At 68.1% G+C, this 18,821-nt stretch carries 21 protein-coding genes; 10 read left to right on the forward strand and 11 right to left on the reverse strand.

Translation table 11 applies throughout. From position 1 onward, the window contains the following. Nucleotides 1-96: 96 nt before the first annotated feature. Entirely contained in the window at nt 97-663 is a 567-nt protein-coding gene (locus KXC42_RS19455; protein WP_019291034.1) for a hypothetical protein, read from the reverse strand. Between the two features lie 45 nt (nt 664-708). Then, entirely contained in the window at nt 709-1,158 is a 450-nt protein-coding gene (locus KXC42_RS19460; RefSeq protein ID WP_257605877.1) for a hypothetical protein, read from the reverse strand. 245 nt (nt 1,159-1,403) lie between these two features. Between KXC42_RS19460 and KXC42_RS19465 the strand changes: the two genes are divergently transcribed. Genes KXC42_RS19465 through KXC42_RS19480 form a run of 4 tightly spaced genes read left to right on the forward strand, consistent with a single transcriptional unit; the run spans nt 1,404 to nt 3,316 of the window. Further along, complete coding sequence (locus KXC42_RS19465) at nt 1,404-1,727, forward strand: hypothetical protein (RefSeq protein ID WP_228044657.1); 324 nt, start codon at nt 1,404-1,406, stop codon at nt 1,725-1,727. Next, on the forward strand, nt 1,724-2,425 hold the full coding sequence (locus KXC42_RS19470) for a hypothetical protein (protein ID WP_024101904.1): 702 nt from the start codon (nt 1,724-1,726) through the stop codon (nt 2,423-2,425). Before KXC42_RS19465 ends, KXC42_RS19470 begins: the two co-directional genes overlap by 4 nt. Before the next feature lie 32 nt (nt 2,426-2,457). Continuing rightward, nucleotides 2,458-2,736, forward strand: coding sequence for a hypothetical protein (locus KXC42_RS19475; RefSeq protein WP_219129414.1), 279 nt, complete (start codon nt 2,458-2,460; stop codon nt 2,734-2,736). 55 nt (nt 2,737-2,791) lie between these two features. Further along, the gene (locus KXC42_RS19480) at nt 2,792-3,316 is read left to right on the forward strand and encodes a hypothetical protein (RefSeq protein WP_257605878.1); all 525 of its coding nucleotides are present in this window, start codon (nt 2,792-2,794) and stop codon (nt 3,314-3,316) included. Nucleotides 3,317-3,415: 99 nt separating this feature from the next. On the opposite strand, the gene KXC42_RS19485 is transcribed toward KXC42_RS19480, so the two are convergent. Further along, nucleotides 3,416-4,969 (reverse strand): AMP-binding protein, encoded by a 1,554-nt coding sequence (locus KXC42_RS19485; RefSeq protein ID WP_219129415.1) that lies wholly within the window; start codon nt 4,967-4,969, stop codon nt 3,416-3,418. Between the two features lie 197 nt (nt 4,970-5,166). Between KXC42_RS19485 and KXC42_RS19490 the strand changes: the two genes are divergently transcribed. Further along, nucleotides 5,167-5,958, forward strand: a complete 792-nt coding sequence (locus KXC42_RS19490) for an FAD-binding oxidoreductase (RefSeq protein ID WP_019291028.1) — start codon at nt 5,167-5,169, stop codon at nt 5,956-5,958. A gap of 25 nt (nt 5,959-5,983) precedes the next feature. On the opposite strand, the gene KXC42_RS19495 is transcribed toward KXC42_RS19490, so the two are convergent. Genes KXC42_RS19495 through KXC42_RS19505 form a run of 3 tightly spaced genes read right to left on the reverse strand, consistent with a single transcriptional unit; the run spans nt 5,984 to nt 9,173 of the window. After that, entirely contained in the window at nt 5,984-6,502 is a 519-nt protein-coding gene (locus KXC42_RS19495) for a hypothetical protein (protein WP_006553016.1), read from the reverse strand. Between the two features lie 29 nt (nt 6,503-6,531). Further along, complete coding sequence (locus KXC42_RS19500) at nt 6,532-8,244, reverse strand: 3-ketosteroid-delta-1-dehydrogenase (RefSeq protein WP_064852468.1); 1,713 nt, start codon at nt 8,242-8,244, stop codon at nt 6,532-6,534. A gap of 47 nt (nt 8,245-8,291) precedes the next feature. Further along, nucleotides 8,292-9,173 (reverse strand): alpha/beta hydrolase, encoded by an 882-nt coding sequence (locus tag KXC42_RS19505; protein ID WP_006553018.1) that lies wholly within the window; start codon nt 9,171-9,173, stop codon nt 8,292-8,294. 31 nt (nt 9,174-9,204) lie between these two features. Between KXC42_RS19505 and KXC42_RS19510 the strand changes: the two genes are divergently transcribed. The 5 genes from KXC42_RS19510 to KXC42_RS19530 all read left to right on the forward strand — a co-directional run bounded on the left by KXC42_RS19510 (nt 9,205) and on the right by KXC42_RS19530 (nt 12,812). Beyond that, entirely contained in the window at nt 9,205-10,107 is a 903-nt protein-coding gene (locus KXC42_RS19510) for an LLM class F420-dependent oxidoreductase (protein ID WP_219129416.1), read from the forward strand. A gap of 105 nt (nt 10,108-10,212) precedes the next feature. Next, the gene (locus KXC42_RS19515; protein WP_219129417.1) at nt 10,213-10,602 is read left to right on the forward strand and encodes a nuclear transport factor 2 family protein; all 390 of its coding nucleotides are present in this window, start codon (nt 10,213-10,215) and stop codon (nt 10,600-10,602) included. 78 nt (nt 10,603-10,680) lie between these two features. Continuing rightward, nucleotides 10,681-11,175, forward strand: a complete 495-nt coding sequence (locus tag KXC42_RS19520; protein ID WP_024101914.1) for a flavin reductase family protein — start codon at nt 10,681-10,683, stop codon at nt 11,173-11,175. A 98-nt stretch (nt 11,176-11,273) separates the two neighbouring features. Further along, the gene (locus KXC42_RS19525; RefSeq protein ID WP_219129418.1) at nt 11,274-12,263 is read left to right on the forward strand and encodes an LLM class flavin-dependent oxidoreductase; all 990 of its coding nucleotides are present in this window, start codon (nt 11,274-11,276) and stop codon (nt 12,261-12,263) included. A 96-nt stretch (nt 12,264-12,359) separates the two neighbouring features. Continuing rightward, complete coding sequence (locus KXC42_RS19530; protein ID WP_006553023.1) at nt 12,360-12,812, forward strand: hypothetical protein; 453 nt, start codon at nt 12,360-12,362, stop codon at nt 12,810-12,812. An 80-nt stretch (nt 12,813-12,892) separates the two neighbouring features. Here KXC42_RS19530 and KXC42_RS19535 read toward each other — a convergent pair whose 3' ends face one another. The 5 genes from KXC42_RS19535 to dnaK all read right to left on the reverse strand — a co-directional run bounded on the left by KXC42_RS19535 (nt 12,893) and on the right by dnaK (nt 18,688). Further along, nucleotides 12,893-14,428: an FAD-binding protein gene (locus KXC42_RS19535; RefSeq protein ID WP_219129419.1), complete on the reverse strand. Its 1,536-nt coding sequence runs from the start codon at nt 14,426-14,428 to the stop codon at nt 12,893-12,895. A 168-nt stretch (nt 14,429-14,596) separates the two neighbouring features. Then, the gene (locus KXC42_RS19540) at nt 14,597-15,001 is read right to left on the reverse strand and encodes a heat shock protein transcriptional repressor HspR (protein ID WP_024101918.1); all 405 of its coding nucleotides are present in this window, start codon (nt 14,999-15,001) and stop codon (nt 14,597-14,599) included. Continuing rightward, on the reverse strand, nt 15,001-16,173 hold the full coding sequence (gene dnaJ, locus KXC42_RS19545; RefSeq protein WP_064061281.1) for a molecular chaperone DnaJ: 1,173 nt from the start codon (nt 16,171-16,173) through the stop codon (nt 15,001-15,003). Before dnaJ ends, KXC42_RS19540 begins: the two co-directional genes overlap by 1 nt. Before the next feature lie 32 nt (nt 16,174-16,205). After that, nucleotides 16,206-16,850 carry a nucleotide exchange factor GrpE gene (gene grpE / locus KXC42_RS19550; protein WP_219129420.1) on the reverse strand — a complete coding sequence of 215 codons (645 nt, stop codon included), beginning with the start codon at nt 16,848-16,850 and terminating at the stop codon, nt 16,206-16,208. After that, nucleotides 16,847-18,688 carry a molecular chaperone DnaK gene (gene dnaK / locus KXC42_RS19555; RefSeq protein WP_193902573.1) on the reverse strand — a complete coding sequence of 614 codons (1,842 nt, stop codon included), beginning with the start codon at nt 18,686-18,688 and terminating at the stop codon, nt 16,847-16,849. The genes grpE and dnaK overlap by 4 nt, the downstream gene beginning before the upstream one ends. Nucleotides 18,689-18,821 lie beyond the last annotated feature (133 nt).

Genomic DNA, 18,821 nt, shown 5'->3' on the forward strand with positions numbered 1-18,821 from the left:
GCACTTCTCCTGCCTGTGAAACGAGACGATCGACCCCCGGTTCGAGTATGAACCGGCCGGTCCAGAAGTCAACGCCGCAGGAGAAGGGAACGGTGGCTACATCCGCTGCGCCGCGACCGCCCGCGCGAACTCCGGATGCGCCTGCGAGATGACGAGTTCCGAACCGTCCTCGGCCACGGACATTCCCAGAGAGGCCCGCTTCGGCTCGAGCACCCGCAAGGCGACGTAGATCGGGAGGAACGACAGACCGAAGACACCGAGCAGCGCCAGACCGTAGATCTCGGGAGCGCCCTGCACGAGCGCGAACACCAGCGCGAGGAAGATGACGCCGAGGACCGTGCAGGTCGCGGCGGCGGCGATCTGCCAGCGCGTGCGGACGGCGACGCAGCGAGCACACACGGGCCAGTCCACCGCGGCGACCTGCACCGTGTAGGCGGCCTCGAGCGCCGAACCGAACCGGTTCGATCCCTGGCGGGGCTCCGATGCGTCGGCCGCGACCGTCACCCGGACACGTCCGGTCTCGGGCTCTCCGTGGCGCGGGCAGATCGGGGGGATGGGATCGATCGGTCGCATCGAACCGTCTCCGAGCGTGCTCGTCGCTCCCGAGCCCGGATATTCGACTGCCAACCGCACCTCGACCCGCTGGACGTCCCCGTTCACCATGCGAGGGAGTATGTCAGGCCGCCCTCCCCGGTGAAAGCCGAGGATCTATCGGCCGCGTCGCCTCTCCGTCTCGGCCACGAAGTTCGGGTGGGCATACGCGACAACGAGCGCCGACCCGTCGATCGGAGCCTCGAAACCCCACCAGCCCTGACGCATCTGTCTGACGAAGATCGCCGGGGTCGGAACGAGGAAGGTTCCGAACACGAGCAGCGACCACAGGGCCATGTGCTCGCGGGCCCAGCCGAGGGCCGCCATCTGCACCGCGACGAGCAGGCAGACCAGTCCGCCCAGCATGCACAGCCACATCGCCCACCGTGTCAGCCGATCGATCCGGACGCACCGCGCACACATCGGTACATCGAACGCGATCACGTGTGGCTTGTGCTGCGCACGTGCACGCCACGTACTGGCCTTCGCCGCAGCTTCGGTACCGATGATGCGGATCTGCGCGCGACTGTGCCGGATCTTGCGATAGGTGGTGACCCAGGTGTGCACGCGCTCGACCTCCGGCACCCCGTGCACAGGACACACGGGTGGAAGCTCATCCTTCACCGTCAGCTGGACGGGTCGGCCCCCCAGTCGTGTCGGTATCGCATCGTCACGGTCCTGTGTCTCGAAACGCACATGCGCAAGACCATTTTTCGTGTTCCCCCCGGTTGTCACGTCGTGCACTGTAGCGGGCGTCGCAAACGCCGTTGCGATGGCCTACACTCTCGTCCGATCACGACTGGGGGGATGTCTTGACACGATCGAATCTGTATGTGGACCCGGACGACCTGCGCGCTGCAACACATGATCTGCGCGATCTGGCCGACCAGGCGGATGGTGCACGCCGTTACGCCGATCGCTGGCTGACGCCTCCTGAGACCGGGGGACTGATCTACTTCGATGTCGTCGAACGGGTGCACACGGCCCGTGCCCGGCTGACGGCTCTCTACGACGAGCTGGGTGTGGCGATCGACCGAGCGGCGACGGCGATGACCGAATCCGCACGGACATACGAGGACACCGAACTGGGCACTTCGGCACAGTTCGAGCGCACCGGTCCGGACATCGGCTGGTGAGCGCTCGTCCGGACGATGCGCTCGTCGAACCCACCGCGTCCGATCCCATACCGGACCTGCTCGAACGCACCCTGGGGATGTACTACCTCTCCCCGAGCTTCTACGTCGCCGAACTCTGCAAGTTCGTGGTGGGCACGGATCCGTGGGTGTACGCGGCCCAGCACTGCGGTGGCGACTGGGAGTCGGTGCTGCGCACGAGCGATGGCGTGAACAGGCTGGCCACCTTCCACCGTGCGTACGCGACGGCCGTAGACGACGTCCACGGCACGGTTGCCCCGTGGGACGGATCGGCGGGCGGGGCCGCCGGTCGTTATCTCACCGATCTGCAGAACGCCCTCGACGAACAGGCCCGGGCCGTTCACGGGATCTCTGAGCAATTGGAGAAGATCGCCGTGTCGATGTACGAACTGAACCAAGCATTCGCCGAAATCCTCTCGGTCATAACCGATGCAGCCATCAGGGTTCTGATCAGGATCGCGGCGACGAGTATCGCCGCCGCAACCGGTGTCGGAGTTCTGGGCTCGGCGGCCATTGCAGCGTCCTCCGTAGTGGACCTGGTGATCATCAGCGACCAGTGGAGGAAGGCGATCGACGTCCACACCACAGTGTGGACGTCCATCCAGGGCCTCATCGGTGTGCTCACCGGAAATCTCGCGAAGATCGAGAACATCGAGATCCCCGGCCTCCCCGCAGTCTAGGCACCACGGTGCCGCACAGGAATCGAGAAGACATGGACGAATCCGAGATCGTCGTCGACGTCGCGCGCGGCGATGCCACCCTGTCCCGCGAGATCGTCACGTCATTGCGGTCGATCGCCGATGCCACGGGCGACCCGGCCTTCGCGAAGCTCGTCGAGCAGGTGACGTCGGGTGAGCTGGGGGTGCGGGAACTCGCCGGTACAGAAGTGTTCTCGTCGATGCTCGACCGTCTGGTCGCCCCGGTCTTCGAGTCGCTGAAGGAGACGACCTTCGAGGACCTCGTCGAGGAGCGTCCCGACCCTAAAATGTAACGCGGATCACACTCCTCGCGATGATCCATCATCAGCCACACACAGAGGAACGGACATGAGCAGGATTCACGTGTGGCTCGCGATGATCGTCGTCATCGCGGGGATCGGGCTGACGGGCCCGACCGCGTCGGCCGCAACGCCCTATTGCGGCATCCACTGGGGTTCGCTGGACGAGGTGAACCCGACGATGGTCGCCTCACCGTTCACCGCCGTGCGGGCAGGACGGCACGAGTGCTTCGACCGGATCGTCGTCGATCTCGCCGGGCCGGCCGCGGGTTACCGCGTCGGCTACGTCCCCGCCGTCCACGAGGACGGATCGGGGTTCGAGGTCCCGCTGCGCGGAGGCGCCTACCTCCAGGTGGTCGTCCTCGCGCCCGCCTACTACGTACCGACGAACCGGCGCGAGGTCGTCGACGTGAGCGGATACCGCACCCTGCGACAGGTGGCGTGGGCCAACAGTTTCGAAGGCCAGACCACCCTCGGTGTCGGGGTACGGGCCCGGCTGCCGTTCCGGGTGTTCACCCTCGACGGTCCCGGTAGCGGTTCACGGGTGGTGCTGGACGTCGCGCACCAGTGGTGAGGCAGGACAGCGGCATTCCGAATCCACGAGTCCTGGTGACAAACAGCCGGCCCCGGCAACCACGACCGGTTGCCGGGACCGACCGCCACGCGAACGAGGTCAGCGATAGGACGCCCGCAGGGTCTTCTTGTCGAGCTTGCCCAGCGGCGTCAACGGCAGAGCGTCGAGGAAGTCGACCGATTTGGGGGCGTGCACCGAACCCTTTGCGGCACGCACCTTCTCGATCAGTTCCTCGACCGGCACCGACTGACCGTCGCGCAGCACGACACACGCCTTGACGGCCTCGCCCCACTTGGTATCCGGCACACCGACGACGGCCACGGACGCGACCGCCGGGTGCGACGAGATGACGTCCTCGATCTCGCGGGGGAAGACGTTGAAGCCGCCGGTGACGATCATGTCCTTCTTGCGGTCGACGATCGTCATGAAGCCGTTCTTGTCGGCGCGCGCGACGTCGCCGGTGTGCAGCCATCCGCCGCGCAGCGCCTCGGCGGTCTCCTCCGGCTTGTTCAGATAGCCCTTCATCACGAGCGGGCCGCGCACACAGATCTCGCCGAGTTCGCCCTGCGGCACCTCGTTCAGGTCGTCGTCGAGCAGGCGGACGTCGAGCCACGGCACGGGGCGGCCGCACGACGCGAGGCGGCTCGGATCGTCGGGGAGGTGTTCTTCCTTGCGCAGCACCGAGATGGTCATGCCGCATTCGGACTGGCCGTAGAATTGGAAGAAGACCGGGCCGAGCCGCTCGATCCCTTCGCGCAGGCGGGACGGCGACATCGCCGACGCACCGTAGAACAGGGTCTCGATGCTCGACAGGTCGCGGCTGTCGAAATCGGGATGGTCGAGCAGCATGTAGATCATCGTCGGCACGAGCATGGTCGCGTTGATGCGATGCTTCTCGATCGCTTCGAGCACGAGCGCAGGATCGAAGTGCGGCAGCACGTAGAGGCATCCGCCGCGCAGGAGCGTGGGAACGAAGAACGCCGCACCGGCGTGCGAGAGCGGGGTGCACACGAGGAAGCGCGGCTGCTCGGGCCACTGCCACTCGGCCATCTGGATCTGGTTCAGGGCCGCGCCCGAACGGAACGAGCCCATCACGCCCTTCGGCTTCCCGGTGGTGCCGCCGGTGTAGACGATGGAGGAGGTGTCCTCGATGTCGACGGGCGCGGACACGAGGCGCTGCTCGGTGAACTCCTCGGACAGGGCGAGAATGTCGGTGCCCACCGAGGACGGGCCGAGGGAGAACAGGTTCTTCAGGGTCGGCACCTGCTCGCGCAGCTCCGCTGCGCGTTCCTCGAAGTGGCGGGGATCGAAGATCAGGGTCTCGATCTCGGCGTCGGTCGAGATGTACAGGTGGTCGGAGAGCGAGCCCATCGGGTTCAGGGCCGTGGTGCGACAGCCGGCGACCATCGTGGAGCCCATCGAGATGAGCACCTCGGGCCGGTTCTTGGACAGCATCGCGACCGCCGTTCCCTGGCCGACCCCGACGGACGCGAGCGCCTGCTGGAACCGGCTGATGGCGGCGCGCATCTCGGCTCCGGTGAGGACGACGTCACCGAGGTGCAGGGCGGGCCGGTCGGCGCTGCGGTCGAGCGCGGTGATGAGGAGATCGGGCGTGAATGCGGGGCGGTAGAGGTCGGCGTACTCCTCGGGCATGGTCGTCCTTCCGGTGTGCTGTGACGGTCCGTTGTGTGACGTCACCGGTTGGCGTTCTCCGCTGTGGTGACCATCACCTGCCGTTCGTCACGATAACCGCCCGAGACCGAAAACTGAAACACGTTCCACTCTGCCTTTTCGGCGACTTCTCGCCTAGAGTCTTGGGCACGTCACAGCACACCACCGGGGGATCACGCATGCAGTCGGCCACGCCGTCACCGAGCGAGACCGAAACGGCAGTCACCGCAACCGTCGTCGAACATCATCGGCTCCGGCACGACCTCGCCGTCGTGCGTCTCGAATGCGACGACGCGATCGTCGATTTCCGCCCCGGGCAGTACGTCGACGTGGCCGTGCCGCAGCGTCCCACGCTGCCGCGTCGCCTCTCCCCCGCGCTGCCACCGTCGCTGGACGGCAAGCTCGAGTTCCACGTGCGCACGGTCCCGGGTGGCTGGGTGAGCGGCGCGATCGTCGCCGACACCCAACCGGGCGACGTGTGGCAGATCGGCGCCGCCCGCGGCGGCGACCTCCACATCGACGACACCGGCCGCATCGTCATCATGGTGGCCGGCGGCACGGGCCTCGCGCCGCTGCGGTCGCTGATCCTCGACACGGCGCGTCACCCGGATCCGCCCCGCACCTTCCTGTTCACGGGCGCCCGCAACCCGCGCGACCTGTACGCCGCCGACATGCTCATGCTCCTGTCCGAGGCGCTGCCGTGGCTGACGGTGGTGCCGGTCGTGGAGACCCTCGAGATCCCCGACATCCCCGACCCCTGGTTCGATCGCATCGCCCCGCGCATCGACGAGTTCGGACCCGACCCCGACGAACTGCTCGAGGGCAGCGTCGACGAGGTCGTCACGTCCTACGGTGCGTTCGGCGACCACCAGGTGCTCGTGTGTGGCCCGGCGGCCATGGTGCGCACCACCGCTCAGCGGCTGATCGAGACCGGCACCCCGGTCGAGAACATCCGCTACGACCCGTACTGAGTGCGCCCGACGTCCGGCCGGCTCTTCAGCGATCGGCTGCGACGGTCACCCAGGCACGAGCGACGACGGATCCGGAAGGATCCGTGCCGATGAGCGCGACGTCCTCGACGTCCTCGTGATCGGTGCGGTAACGCTGCAACACGGTCACCGACCAGGTCTGTGATCCGGGACCCGCGGAATGTCCGTAGAACCGCATCCGGAGTCGCCGCACATCGGCGAGGTCGAACCGTTCGACAACCGAATGCAGCAGTTCGTCGGCGAGCGGGACGGACGCACCGTGCTCACCGACCGGACGCGCCGATCCGGACACGTAGACCTCGGCGACCAACCGCCCGATCTCATCGACGTATCCGAGTGTCCGGTCGAGCCGACCGGACGCCTCGTCGCGGTTGTCGCGGGACCGGCAGGCCAGCGCCTCGGTGGTGGGTGGCGCGAAGAACACGATGTCCACTTCGTCCACCGGGCCGTCTTCGAGGCGGGGCCCGGCTCCCCAGAGGGACAGCACGGTCGGGAGGGAACGGACGTCCCCGTTCGTGATCGTCACATGCCCTCCCTACCTTTCGGATCGTCCACTCAGGCGACCGGTGCGTCCGACGATGCTGCGTCGCGTGCCGCGATGTACCCGAAGACCAGGCCCTGCCCGATGGTGGCACCGGCACCGGGATAGCGGTGGCCGAACGCGTTGGCCGCGGTGTTGCCGATGGCGTAGAGACCGGCGATGGGGCTGCCGTCCTCGCGGAGGACCCGCGCCCGCTCGTCGGCGCGCACGCCACCGCACGTGCCGAGATCGCTCAGCGTCATCTTCACCGCGTAGAGCGGGCCGTGCGTGAGGGGTCGCAGGTTCGGGTTCGGCTGGACGGTCGGGTCACCGTAGTAGCGGTCGTAGGCACTGCCGCCACGTCCGAACTCGGAATCCGTTCCCGCCGCGGCGTCCTCGTTGAACCTTCCGAACGTCGCGGCGAAGGTGTCCACCGGCACGCCCATCGACGCCGCGAGTTCCGCAGCGGTGGTGCCGCGGTGGGCGATGCCCGCCTCGTACCAGGCCTCCGGGAGCGGCCGGCGCGGGAACACCCCGGCCGCGAACACGTAGCTGTTGCGGTACTTCTGGTCGAAGACGATCCACATCGACTCGATCGGATCGCCGGCACGCTCGCGTTCGAGCACCAGCTGTCCGAACGACATGTAGTCGGACGACTCGTTCGTGAACCGGCGTCCCGTCTGGTCGACGATGAACGAGCCGGGCAGCGAACGCTCGGCGAGCATGACCATCGGCGGCTTGCCCGGACGGGTCGGCGCGACGGCGGGGAACCACCATGCCTGATCCATGAGGGCGAGATCGGCACCGACCTCCTGGGCTGCCTTGATCGCGTCGCCGGTGTTGGTCTCCGCCCCGAGGCTCTCGTGGTCGAGCAGACGCTCGGACTGGAACTTGCGCCGCATCTCCATGTCGTGGTCGAACCCACCCGCGGCAAGCACCACCCCGCGACGAGCGGTCACCGTCACCTCACGTCCGTTCTGCGCTACGACGGCACCGGTGACACGATCCCCGTCGGTGAGCAGACGCACCAGCGACGTCTCGGTCCACACCGGCACACCGGCCTTCAGCACACCCGCGAACAGGCCGGCGGCGATCGCTTGCCCACCGGCGACGTATTCACGCTTGACGGCGAGACCGGCGACCCCCTGTGCGAGCCGCTTGAAGATACGCGGAAAACCCTTGTGCGGCAAGCGCAACATGAGGTTCATCCACTTGTAGTCGGCACCGGTGGTAGGCATCGGCAGGCTCGCCTCCATGAGGCCGGGACGCAGTCGACCCCGCTCCTCACCGAGGACCGACAGGTCCATGGGCAGGCACTCGCAGCTGCGGCCGACCGCCGAACCACCCGCCAGTTCGGGGTGATAGTCGGAGTAGCCCTCAGCCCAGAACAGCTTCATGGGGGTGGTGCGCTGGAGCATCTCGACGGTGGCGACACCGTTGTCGACGAAGGCCTCGCCCCGTTCGACCGGCGCCGTGCCGTCGACGACCGTCCGCACGTAGGTGTGGCCGCGCTCGACGGTGTCGCCGCTTCCCGCCGCGGTGAGTACCGGATTGGCCGGCACCCAGAACGCACCGCCGGAACGGGCGGTCGATCCGCCGACGTAGGCCGACTTCTCCACGAGGAGGGCGGACAGTCCCACCTCGTGCGCGGTGAGTGCGGCGGCCATGCCGGTACCGGACCCGATCACGAGCAGGTCGACGGTGGTGTCCTGGGCGGGTGCCACGGGCGGTACGGATGTCGGCGCCATCGACAGTCTCCTTCTCGTCGTTGTCTGCGGGACGCTAGGACAGTTGCTCAGGACGCGAAGCCGCTCGTCCCGGTCACCGGGAGATCCGGCCCGTCGACCAGGGCGCGCACCATCTTCCACACCTCCTGCCGCGCCGGCTCGCTGAGCGACAACGCGGGGAAGGTCAGGAATCCGTGGAACAGGCCGTCGAATCTGCGGTGCTGCACGGACACCCCGGCCGCGGCGAGACGGTCGGCGTAGTCGTCGCCGGACGAACACGGCGGATCGAGTTCGGCGGTGGCGACGACCGCCGAGGGCAGCCCGGCGAGCGACTCGGCGCGGGTGGGGATCAGGCGGGGATCGTCGGTGCCGTCCGGTGCGTACTGCTCCCAGTACCACCGCATCGCCGCGGCGGAGTTGTAGTAGCCCACCCCGTACTTCCGGTACGACTCGGTGTCGAAGTCGTCGTCGATCACCGGATAGAACAACGCCTGACCGAGCACCGCCGGTCCGCCCCTGTCGCAGGTGGCGATCGCGACGGTCACGGCGAGGTTTCCACCGGCACTGTCGCCGGCAAGCACGATGCGCGCCGGGTCTCCCCCGTACGACGCGACGGTCGCGGCCGTCCATTCGAGCGCGGCGTACAGGTCGTCGTGCGCGGCCGGGGCAGGGTGTTCGGGGGCGAGGCGGTAATCGACGGACACGACGACGGCCCCGACAGCCTCCGCCATCGACCGGCAGAACTCGTCGTGACTGTCGAGATCGCAGAAGACGAACCCTCCACCGTGCGCGAACACGACGACCGGGCGCGCGGCCTCGGAGGACTCGGGACGGTAGAGGCGCAACGCGAGGCCGCCTCCCGGTCCGTCGACGACGAGATCGTGTACCTCACTGGTCGTGTATCGGCGAGCGGGACCGGACGTGCTCCGCGAGCCCGTCCGAGCGCACACTCCTGACGGACCGATCGACGAAGGAGAGCGTATGACCGACGGATCGAACCGCATGCCGGCAGTACGCATCGGGATCACCAGCCCGGTCGTCACCCGGGTCCCCGGGGCCTCCGGCGACTGGGAGGCCGGCGCGGGCATCGAGGAACTGTCGCAGATCGCGGTCACCGCGGATCGGTCGGGATTCCACCACCTCACCTGCAGTGAACACGTCGCCGTACCGGCGCCCGTGGCCGCGACGCGCGGTGGGACGTACTGGGATCCGCTGGCGACCCTCGGCTTCCTGGCAGCGCGCACCGACCGGATCCGACTGGTCACCCAGGTTCTCGTCCTCGGCTACCACCATCCTCTGGAGATCGCGAAGCGCTACGGCACGCTCGACACGGTCAGCGGTGGACGCCTGACCCTCGGTCTCGGCGTCGGTTCGCTCGAGGAGGAGTTCGCGTTGCTCGAAGCCCCCTTCACTGATCGCGGCGCACGCGCCGACGATGCTCTCGCCGCCCTGCGCGCATCTCTATCGACACGCGAACCCTCCTATCACGGAGAGTATTTCGAGTACTCGGATGTGGTGGTCGATCCCTGCGCCGTGCAGCCGCGAGTTCCGTTATGGATCGGCGGCCGCACCCCGCGTTCGCTGCGACGCGCGTGCGAGTTCGGGGACGGCTGGGTACCTTTCGGGCTCCCCTTCGACGACGTGAAAACGATGCTCGCGAAGAGGCAGCCGCCGCCCGGCTTCGAGGTCGTGCTGTCGGTGACGCGGCTCGACCCGCTCGGTGACCCCGACGCGACGCGCAGACGACTCGGCCGCGCGATCGCAGCGGGCGCGACGATCGTCGGTGCCGGTGTGGACGCCGGATCCGCCGACCACTACTGCGACCAGCTCGTCGCCCTCGCCGACCTGTTCGGCAGGGAATTCGACGATCTCGGGGTGGGGTGAGGTCGGCATCTCCCGCTGGCCGGGAGAACGGCGATGCGGTGCGCCAGCGGGTCGCTAGCCAGCGTCGACGCGACACCTTTCGTCCCGCACCACACAGGAGCGACCGTGACCGTTTCCGACACCGACGCCCGCACTCAGCGCATCCGCACCACCGTGCATGCCTATCTCGATGCCGTGGCCGCAGGCGTGGCCGCCGACATCGCCGCCCTCTACGCCGACGACGCCATCCTCGAGGATCCTGCCGGAAGCGAGCCTCGCGTGGGCCGGGCAGCGATCGCCGAGTTCTACACGGGTGTCGAGGCCACCGAGAACACCACCGAGTTGCTCACGCTCCGGATCGCCGGGTCGACCGCGGCCTTCCACTTCCGTGTGGTCACGAAGGCGGGCGAGCAGACCTACGAGATCGAGCCCATCGACGTCATGACGTTCGACGACGAGGGACGCATCACCAGCATGCGGGCGGTCTGGGCTCCCAGCGACATGCGTGTTCGCTGACCGGTCGGCGGGACAGGGTTCGCACACTGTGTCGTCGGTGACGGACACTGGAACGAACGCCGATCGATTGGAGTTTCGATGACAGCGGAACACGCGGTACTGGATCCCCGACGGATCCGCGACGTGATGGGCAACTTCTGCACGGGTGTCACGGTGATCACCGCGCTCGACGGCGACGAACCGCTGGGATTCGCCTGTCAGTCGTTCGTGTCGGTCTCGCTGGACCCGCCGCTCATCTCGTTCTGTCCCGCCCGCACGTCGACGACCTGGCCGAAGATCCGGGAGGTCGGCACCCTGGCCGTCAACGTCCTGGCCGAGAGCCAGCGCACCCTGTGCGGTGCGTTCGCGGTGAGCGGCGGCAACAAGTTCCGCGGGGTGCGCTGGGAGCCGGGCGACAACGGCGCTCCGGCGATCGAGGGAGCCCTGGCGCGGGTCGAGGCAACCGTGGAGACCGAGTACGAGGCCGGCGACCACACGATCGTGCTGGCACGGGTCACGGGGCTGACGTCGCTGCACTCCCGCGGTCCGCTCCTGTTCTTCCAGGGCACCTACGGCGGTTTCGAACGGCGGTGACGCCGAACGACAGGTGAGGGAATAGACGGTCACCGGTCGAGGTTGCTCCGAAGGTGTGCCCGGCGGCCGATACCGGGCCCCGACGCGAAGGATTACCGGTGACCGTTCCCCTCTCCATCCTCGACCTCGCACACATCGGCAAGGGCGAGACCGCCCGTGAGAGCTTCGACGCCAGCGTGAAGATGGCCCAGCTCGCCGAGCAGTGGGGTTTCCGGCGCATCTGGTACGCCGAACACCACAACATGCCGACGATCGCCTCGTCGGCGACGAGCGTGCTCATCGCGCACGTCGCTGCGCACACCTCGTCGATCCGTCTCGGCGCCGGCGGCATCATGCTGCCGAACCACTCGCCGCTGACCATCGCCGAACAGTTCGGAACTCTCGCCACGCTGCATCCCGGCCGCATCGACCTCGGTCTCGGCCGCGCCCCCGGCAGCGACCAGAAGACCATGCGGGCGCTGCGCCGCGACCCGACGTCGGCCGACAGTTTTCCGCAGGACGTCCTCGAACTGCAGGCCTACCTGAAGGGTGAGTCGCGGATCCCTGGAGTCGACGCGATCCCCGGTAAGGGCACCGATGTGCCGCTGTACATCCTGGGCTCGTCGCTGTTCGGCGCGAAACTCGCTGCTCTGCTCGGTCTTCCGTACGCCTTCGCGTCGCACTTCGCGCCGCAGGCCCTCGAGGACGCGGTGCGGCTGTACCGCCGCGAGTTCCAGCCCTCCCCCGACCACTCGGAGCCGTACGTCATCGCGGGTGTCGGTGTGATCGCCGCCGATACCGCCGAGGAGGCGCAGTCGCTGTTCGAGGCGACCAAGCGGGCGCGGGTCGTCCAGATGGTCGGACGCGGGCGCACGTTCAGCGAGGAGGAGATCGACATGCTGCTCGACTCCCCCGCCGGCATGCAGGTGCTCGAGATGCTTCGGTACACCGCCGTGGGTACGCCGCAGGAGGTGCGCGACTACCTCGACCGGTTCACCGAGCGCGCGCAGGCCGACGAGCTGATCGTCGTGTCGTCGGCTCCCGGACGCGACGCGTGGCTGCGTTCGCTGGAGCTCGTCGCCGAGGTCAGCGACCTGGTCCCGGCCTGATCGACGAGGGCTTACGCGTCAGGCTACCGGCGGGTACACTTCAGCGGCCGGCCAGGCACGGCTGAGAACCACGAGTCGTCAACCGCCAGGAGCACGATGAAGTACCGCACCCGCGCTGTCGCAGCGGCAGTTCTGACCGCTGCAGCGGCGATCACCGCACCCGCCACTGCGGCCGCCGATTCCCTGCCCACCGACGGGCCCACCATCACGCTGACGATCCGCAACGACACCGATGCGCCGATGGTGCTCACGTCGACCGAGAACCCTTACGGAACATGGGTGGACGAGCCGGCCACCGTGGTGCCGGCCCGCTCCACCGAGACGGTCTCGGCGAGCAGCGCCGACCGGCGCGGGTTCGGCATCCAGATCGACTACACGATGCCCGGCGACGCGACCGTGGCGCTCATGGCCAACAACTACGGCACGGGCGTCGCGAACGGCGACGGCACCCACATCGGCGGTGCCAACCGGCACCGCTTCGAGGTCGCGACCACCGTAGAGGACGGATATCCGTTCATGACAGCGGACTTCGCCGTCACCCGACCCTGAGACGACGGACCGGGCCCGGAGGATACCTGCGTATCCTCCGGGCCCGGTTCGTATGTGCGTCGGCGTCCCGCCTCTGTGTGTCAGCGTCCCGCCGCGTCCATCACGGACAGGTGCGCGAACAGTGCGCTCGCGCCGATCGGATTGCCGCCGCCGGGGTAGACGGTGCCGCTCGGTGCGGCCATCGTGTTGCCCGCCGCGTACAGGCCGGGGATCGGAGCACCCTCGCTGTCGAGCACCCGCCCGACGGTGTCGGTCCGCAGACCGCCCTTGGTGCCGAGGTCGGAGATGCCGAACTGCGCCGCGTGGAAGGGGCCCTGTTCGATCGGGACCAGCGCGGACCCACCGCCGGTGAAGGCGAGATCGTAGGGCTCGTCCCCGCGGCCGAAGTCCTCGTCGACTCCCTTCGCGGCCAGGTCGTTCCACCGCGCGACGGTCGCCTTCAGGGATTCGGCTGGCACACCGATCTGCTCGGCGAGTTCCTCGAGGGTGTCGGCGGTCTTCCACAGTCCCGCGTCGACGTACTTCTCGGTCTCGACGAGAGGAACGTTCGTCGCCCCGACCGGCGGAACCTCACCGCGCCGATCGTCGTAGATCATCCAGAACGGCAACGTCATCTCGCCGCGCTCCATGCGGGCGATGACGTCGCGGCCCAGACGGTCGTAGGGTGCGTACTCGTTGGTGAACCGCGCACCGTCCTGGTCGACGAAGATGCCGCCCGTGAAGCACAGCGCGAACGCCGAACGTCCGTCCGGGTGGGTCAGTCCCGGCGACCACCAGGCCTGATCCATCAGGTCAACGTCGGCGCCGACGGCGATGCCCGCCTCGTGGGCTTTGCCGAGATTCGACCACGGGCCCATCGAGTCCCGCGCGGCGCCGGGCACCCCGTACTTGCTGCGCATCTCGTCGTTCCGATCGAAGCCACCGGCGGCGAGGACGACACCCTTGCGCGCGCGGATCGCCCGTCGCTCGCCGTCGTTCCCGACGACCGCGCCCACGACCACACCGTCCTCGACGATCAGTTCTTCGAGCGGGGTGTTCCGGTACAGCTCCACGTTCGGGTACTTGCGCAGGGCGATGAGGAATCGTCCGACGAGCGCGCGACCTCCGATGAGCATGTCGGGCAGGGGTTCGCCGTTGCGTTCGCGGCCGAGCGGGCCGCGGATCGACTCGTTGAGCTCGGGATCGGCGGCGACGGGCAGCGGCGACGGGACGATGTGACGTCCCTGGGCACGGGCCTTGGGCGCCTTGCCGAAGTAGTCGGGCCACGGGTAGACCATGAATTCGAGATCGTCGTCGGACTCGAGGTAGTCGATCAGCGGGGCGCCGCCGCGGACATAGGCCTCCTGCAGTTCGCGCGGGGTGCGGTCGCCGACGACCGCGTGGTAGTAGGTCAGTGCGTCCTCGAGGGTGTCGTCGTCACCGGCACGCTGCAGGACCGCGTTGGTGGGGAACCAGACGCCGCCGCCCCCGGAATACGCCGTGGTGCCGCCGAAGTACTCGGATGCCTCGACGAGGATCACCGACAGTCCTTCGCGCGCAGCGGTGTACGCACCGCAGCACCCTCCGGCTCCCGACCCCACCACGAGGACGTCGCATTCTTCCGCCCACTCCGCCATGACTGTTGCCTTCCGTCGACCGTTCGTGTGGAACACGCCACACTAGGCAGACGTCGAGGCTCCACAGGGCGATCGTCTCGCTGGGCGGGAGATTTTCGTTCTCGACCGATCCGGCGGATCAGTCGCGCTCGACCGCGGTGCGGTCAGTCGCGCTCGACCGCGGTGCGGTCAGTCCCGCCTGTTGCGCGGCTTCCACACGACGAGGGCGTTGCTGCGCGGAATGGGCACCAGATCGCCGCGTGTCGAACGCAACTGGGCGACCTCGGCGTTGAGTTCGGCGACGCGCTGCTGCAGCGCCTCGACCTGGTTGGTCAGCTCTATGATCCGCTTGATCCCGGCGAGGTTGACACCTTCGTCCTGGGAGAGGCGCTGCACTTCGCGCAGCAGTTCGACGTCGCGCGGCGAGTACCGGCGGCCGCCGCCGCTGGTGCGGTGCGGGGTGACGAGTCCGAGCCGGTCGTAGTTACGCAGCGTCTGCGCATGCATCCCGGCGAGTTCTGCTGCCACCGAGATGACGTAGACGCGCGCATCGGGATCCGGTGACAGATTCCGTGGCATTCTCGTCTCGCTCATCACGCACCTGCCCATCCCTCTCGAGGATCGAAACCGCTTGCCTCTTCTGCACGAAGATAGTTGTGCAGCGCTTCCGTCGCCTTCTCGTCGAGATTCTGCGGGATCGCGACCTTCACCGTGACGAGAAGGTCACCGGCGCCGCCCCCGCGCTTGGGGACGCCGCGTCCGCGGACCCGCAGGACCCGGCCGTCGGCCGTTCCCGGCGGAATCTTCAGCCCGACGCGGCCGTCGAGGGTCGGCACCGAGACGGTGCCGCCGAGGACGAGTTCGCCGTAGCTGACGGGCAGCACGAGGGTCAGATCGTCGCCCTCACGCCCGAACACGCGGTCGGGACGGACGTGCACCGTCACGAACAGGTCGCCGGACGGGGCGCCGCGCAGACCGGCCTCGCCCTGACCGGCGAGGCGGATGCGCGAACCGTCCTTGATGCCTGCGGGAACCCGCACGGTGATGGTGCGGGTGCGGTTCTGCACGCCGGTACCGCGGCAGTCGCTGCAGGGGTTGTCGATGATCGATCCGCTGCCCCGGCAGTCGTCGCACGGTTCCGAGAATCCGAAGGCGCCCTGGTTACGGGAGACCACACCGCTTCCGTTGCAGTTCGGACAGACCCGCGGGCTCGTTCCCGGCTGGGCACCGCTGCCGTGGCAGGTGGTGCACGGCGCCGGGCTGGTCATCCGCAGGGGAACCGTGACGCCCTGGACGGCATCGCGGAAGTCGAGCGTCGTCTCGGTCTCGACATCGGATCCGCGGCGCGGACGCGACCGGCCGGCGGTGGAAGCAGTGCCGCCACCGGCGCGGTTGAACAGGCCACCGAAGAGGTCGCCGAGCCCACCGTCGCCGCCACCGCCGAACAGGTCGCCGATGTCGAAGGTCGCTCCGGTACCACCTGAGAATCCGCCGGCGCCGGGACGGAAGCCACCCGGCATGCCGCCGGAGGCGAACAGGCGCCGGGTCTCGTCGTATTCCTTGCGCTTGGCGGGATCCGACAGGACGGCGTTGGCCTCGCTGACGGCCTTGAAGCGTTCCTCGGCCTTGGCGTCACCGGGGTTGGCGTCGGGATGCAGGTCCCGCGCCAGTTTCCGGTAGGCCTTCTTGATCTCGTCCTGCGTTGCGTCGGGGGAGACGCCCAGGTCCTTGTAGAAATCCTTCTCGATCCACTCCCGCTGGCTCACCGGGCGTCTCCTCCTCTCGCGTTTTCTTGTTCTTAATCTGTTCCGGGCTCCGCCGACCGCGCGTCACCCGGCGTGTCCGCCGGATCGCCGTCGGTGACCGTCACCATCGCGTGCCGCAGGATGCGGTCGCCGAAGCGGTAACCCTTGCGGAGCACCGTCCCGAGCACTGGGTGGTGACCGTCGCCTTCCATCTGGACGGCCTCGTGCAACTCGGGATCGAAGGCGTCGCCTTCCTCACCGAATGCGACGAGTCCGACACTGTCGAACACACCGGTCAGCTTGCCGGACAGTGCCTTCAGCGGACCCGTCTCCAGGTCGCCGTGGGCGCGTGCCCGGTCGAGGTCGTCGAGGACGTCGAGGAACTTCGCCGCGACGGAGGCCTTGGCCTCCTCCGCGATCGCCGTGCGCTGCGCCTCGGCGCGGCGACGGTAGTTCGCGTACTCCGCGCTCACGCGCTGCAGGTCGGCGGTGCGCTCGGCGAGTTCCTTCGCCTCCTGCGACTGTCCTTCGGTCCGCTCGGCCTTCTCGGCGTCGCCCTCCGCAGGAACCGACTCGATCACCTCGCCCTCCTCGGCGCGCGGCTCCTCGGCGGGGTCGCGCACCTCGAAGGTCTCAGGGTCGATCCGTCGCTTGTCGGTGACGGTCACCGGTTCCTGCTCGGGCTTGTCGGCACTCACTTCTTCTCCGAATCGTTCGGCTCGTCGACAACCTCGGCGTCGACGACGTCGTCGGCACCTGCGGCCGAGCCGTCACCGGCAGCGGCACCCTCAGCGCCCTGCGCCTCGTAGATGGCCTGGCCGAGGGCCTGCGACTCGGTCGCGAGCTTCTCGACGGCGGCCTTGACCGCGTTGATGTCGGAGCCGGCGAGGGCGTCGTTGGCTTCCTTGATCGCAGCCTCGACCTTCTCCTTGACGTCGGCCGGGACCTTGTCCTCGTTCTCCTTGATGAACTTCTCGGTCTGGTGCACGAGCGACTCGGCCTGGTTGCGGACCTCGGCCTCCTCGCGGCGCTTGCGGTCCTCCTCGGCGTGCGCCTCGGCGTCCTTGACCATCCGGTCGATCTCCTCCTGGGACAGGCCGGAGCCTTCCTGGATCTTGATCGTGTTCTCCTTGCCGGTGCCCTTGTCGCGGGCGGTGACGTGGACGATGCCGTTGGCGTCGATGTCGAAGGTCACCTCGATCTGCGGGACGCCACGCGGAGCCGGCGCAATGCCGCCGAGCTCGAACGAGCCGAGCAGCTTGTTGTGCGCCGCGATCTCACGCTCGCCCTGGAAGACCTGGATCTGCACCGACGGCTGGTTGTCGTCGGCGGTGGTGAAGGTCTCCGACCGCTTGGTGGGGATCGTGGTGTTGCGCTCGATGAGCTTGGTCATCACGCCGCCCTTGGTCTCGATACCCAGCGACAGCGGGGTGACGTCGAGCAGCAGCACGTCCTTGACCTCGCCCTTGAGGACGCCGGCCTGCAGGGCTGCACCCACGGCGACGACCTCGTCGGGGTTCACGCCCTTGTTGGGCTCGCGGCCACCGGTGAGCTCGCGCACCAGGTCGGTGACGGCGGGCATACGGGTCGAGCCGCCGACCAGCACGACGTGGTCGATGTCGCCGACGGAAATGCCGGCGTCCTTGACGACCTGCTGGAAGGGAGCGCGGGTGCGCTCGAGGAGGTCGCCGGTGATCTTCTGGAACTCCGAGCGGGTGAGCTGCTCGTCGAGGAACAGCGGATTCTTGTCCGCGTCGACGGTGATGTACGGCAGGTTGATCGAGGTCGACTGCGAGGACGACAGCTCGATCTTGGCCTTCTCGGCAGCCTCACGCAGACGCTGCATGGCCATCTTGTCCTTGGTCAGGTCGACGCCGTGCTGTGCCTTGAACTTGTCGACGAGCCAGTTGACGATGCGCTCGTCCCAGTCGTCGCCACCGAGGTGGTTGTCGCCGGAGGTCGCGCGGACCTCGACGACGCCGTCGCCGATCTCGAGGAGGGAGACGTCGAAGGTGCCGCCACCGAGGTCGAAGACCAGGATGGTCTGCTCCTTCTCGCCCTTGTCGAGACCGTAGGCGAGGGCAGCCGCGGTGGGCTCGTTGACGATGCGCAGGACGTTGAGACCGGCGATGGTGCCGGCTTCCTTCGTGGCCTGACGCTGGGCGTCGTTGAAGTACGCCGGGACGGTGATGACCGCGTCGGTGATGTCCTCACCGAGGTAGGCCTCCGCGTCGCGCTTGAGCTTCATCAGCGTGCGGGCGCTGATCTCCTGCGGCGTGTACTTCTTGTCGTCGATGGCCACGGTCCAGTCCGTGCCGATGTGGCGCTTGACCGAACGGATGGTGCGGTCGACGTTGGTGACCGCCTGGTTCTTTGCGGGCTGACCCACCAGAACCTCACCGTTCTTCGCGAATGCGACGACGGACGGGGTGGTGCGGGACCCCTCGGCGTTGGCGACCACAACGGGCTCGCCGCCTTCCAGAACGGAAACGACCGAGTTGGTGGTTCCGAGGTCGATGCCGACCGCACGAGCCATAATTTTCCTCCAATGTTCCTGCCGCGACGCGTGCGCGCCGCGAAAACGTTCCATGCCCGACCTGAGCCCGTTCGGCTCAGGTGAGCGCGGTCGACTCAAGCCTGCACCCGAGCGGTCCACGCCGTCAAGTGAA

The sequence above is a fragment of the Rhodococcus sp. LW-XY12 genome (assembly GCF_019317345.1).
GTDB classification, from domain to species: Bacteria; Actinomycetota; Actinomycetes; order Mycobacteriales; family Mycobacteriaceae; genus Rhodococcus; species Rhodococcus pyridinivorans.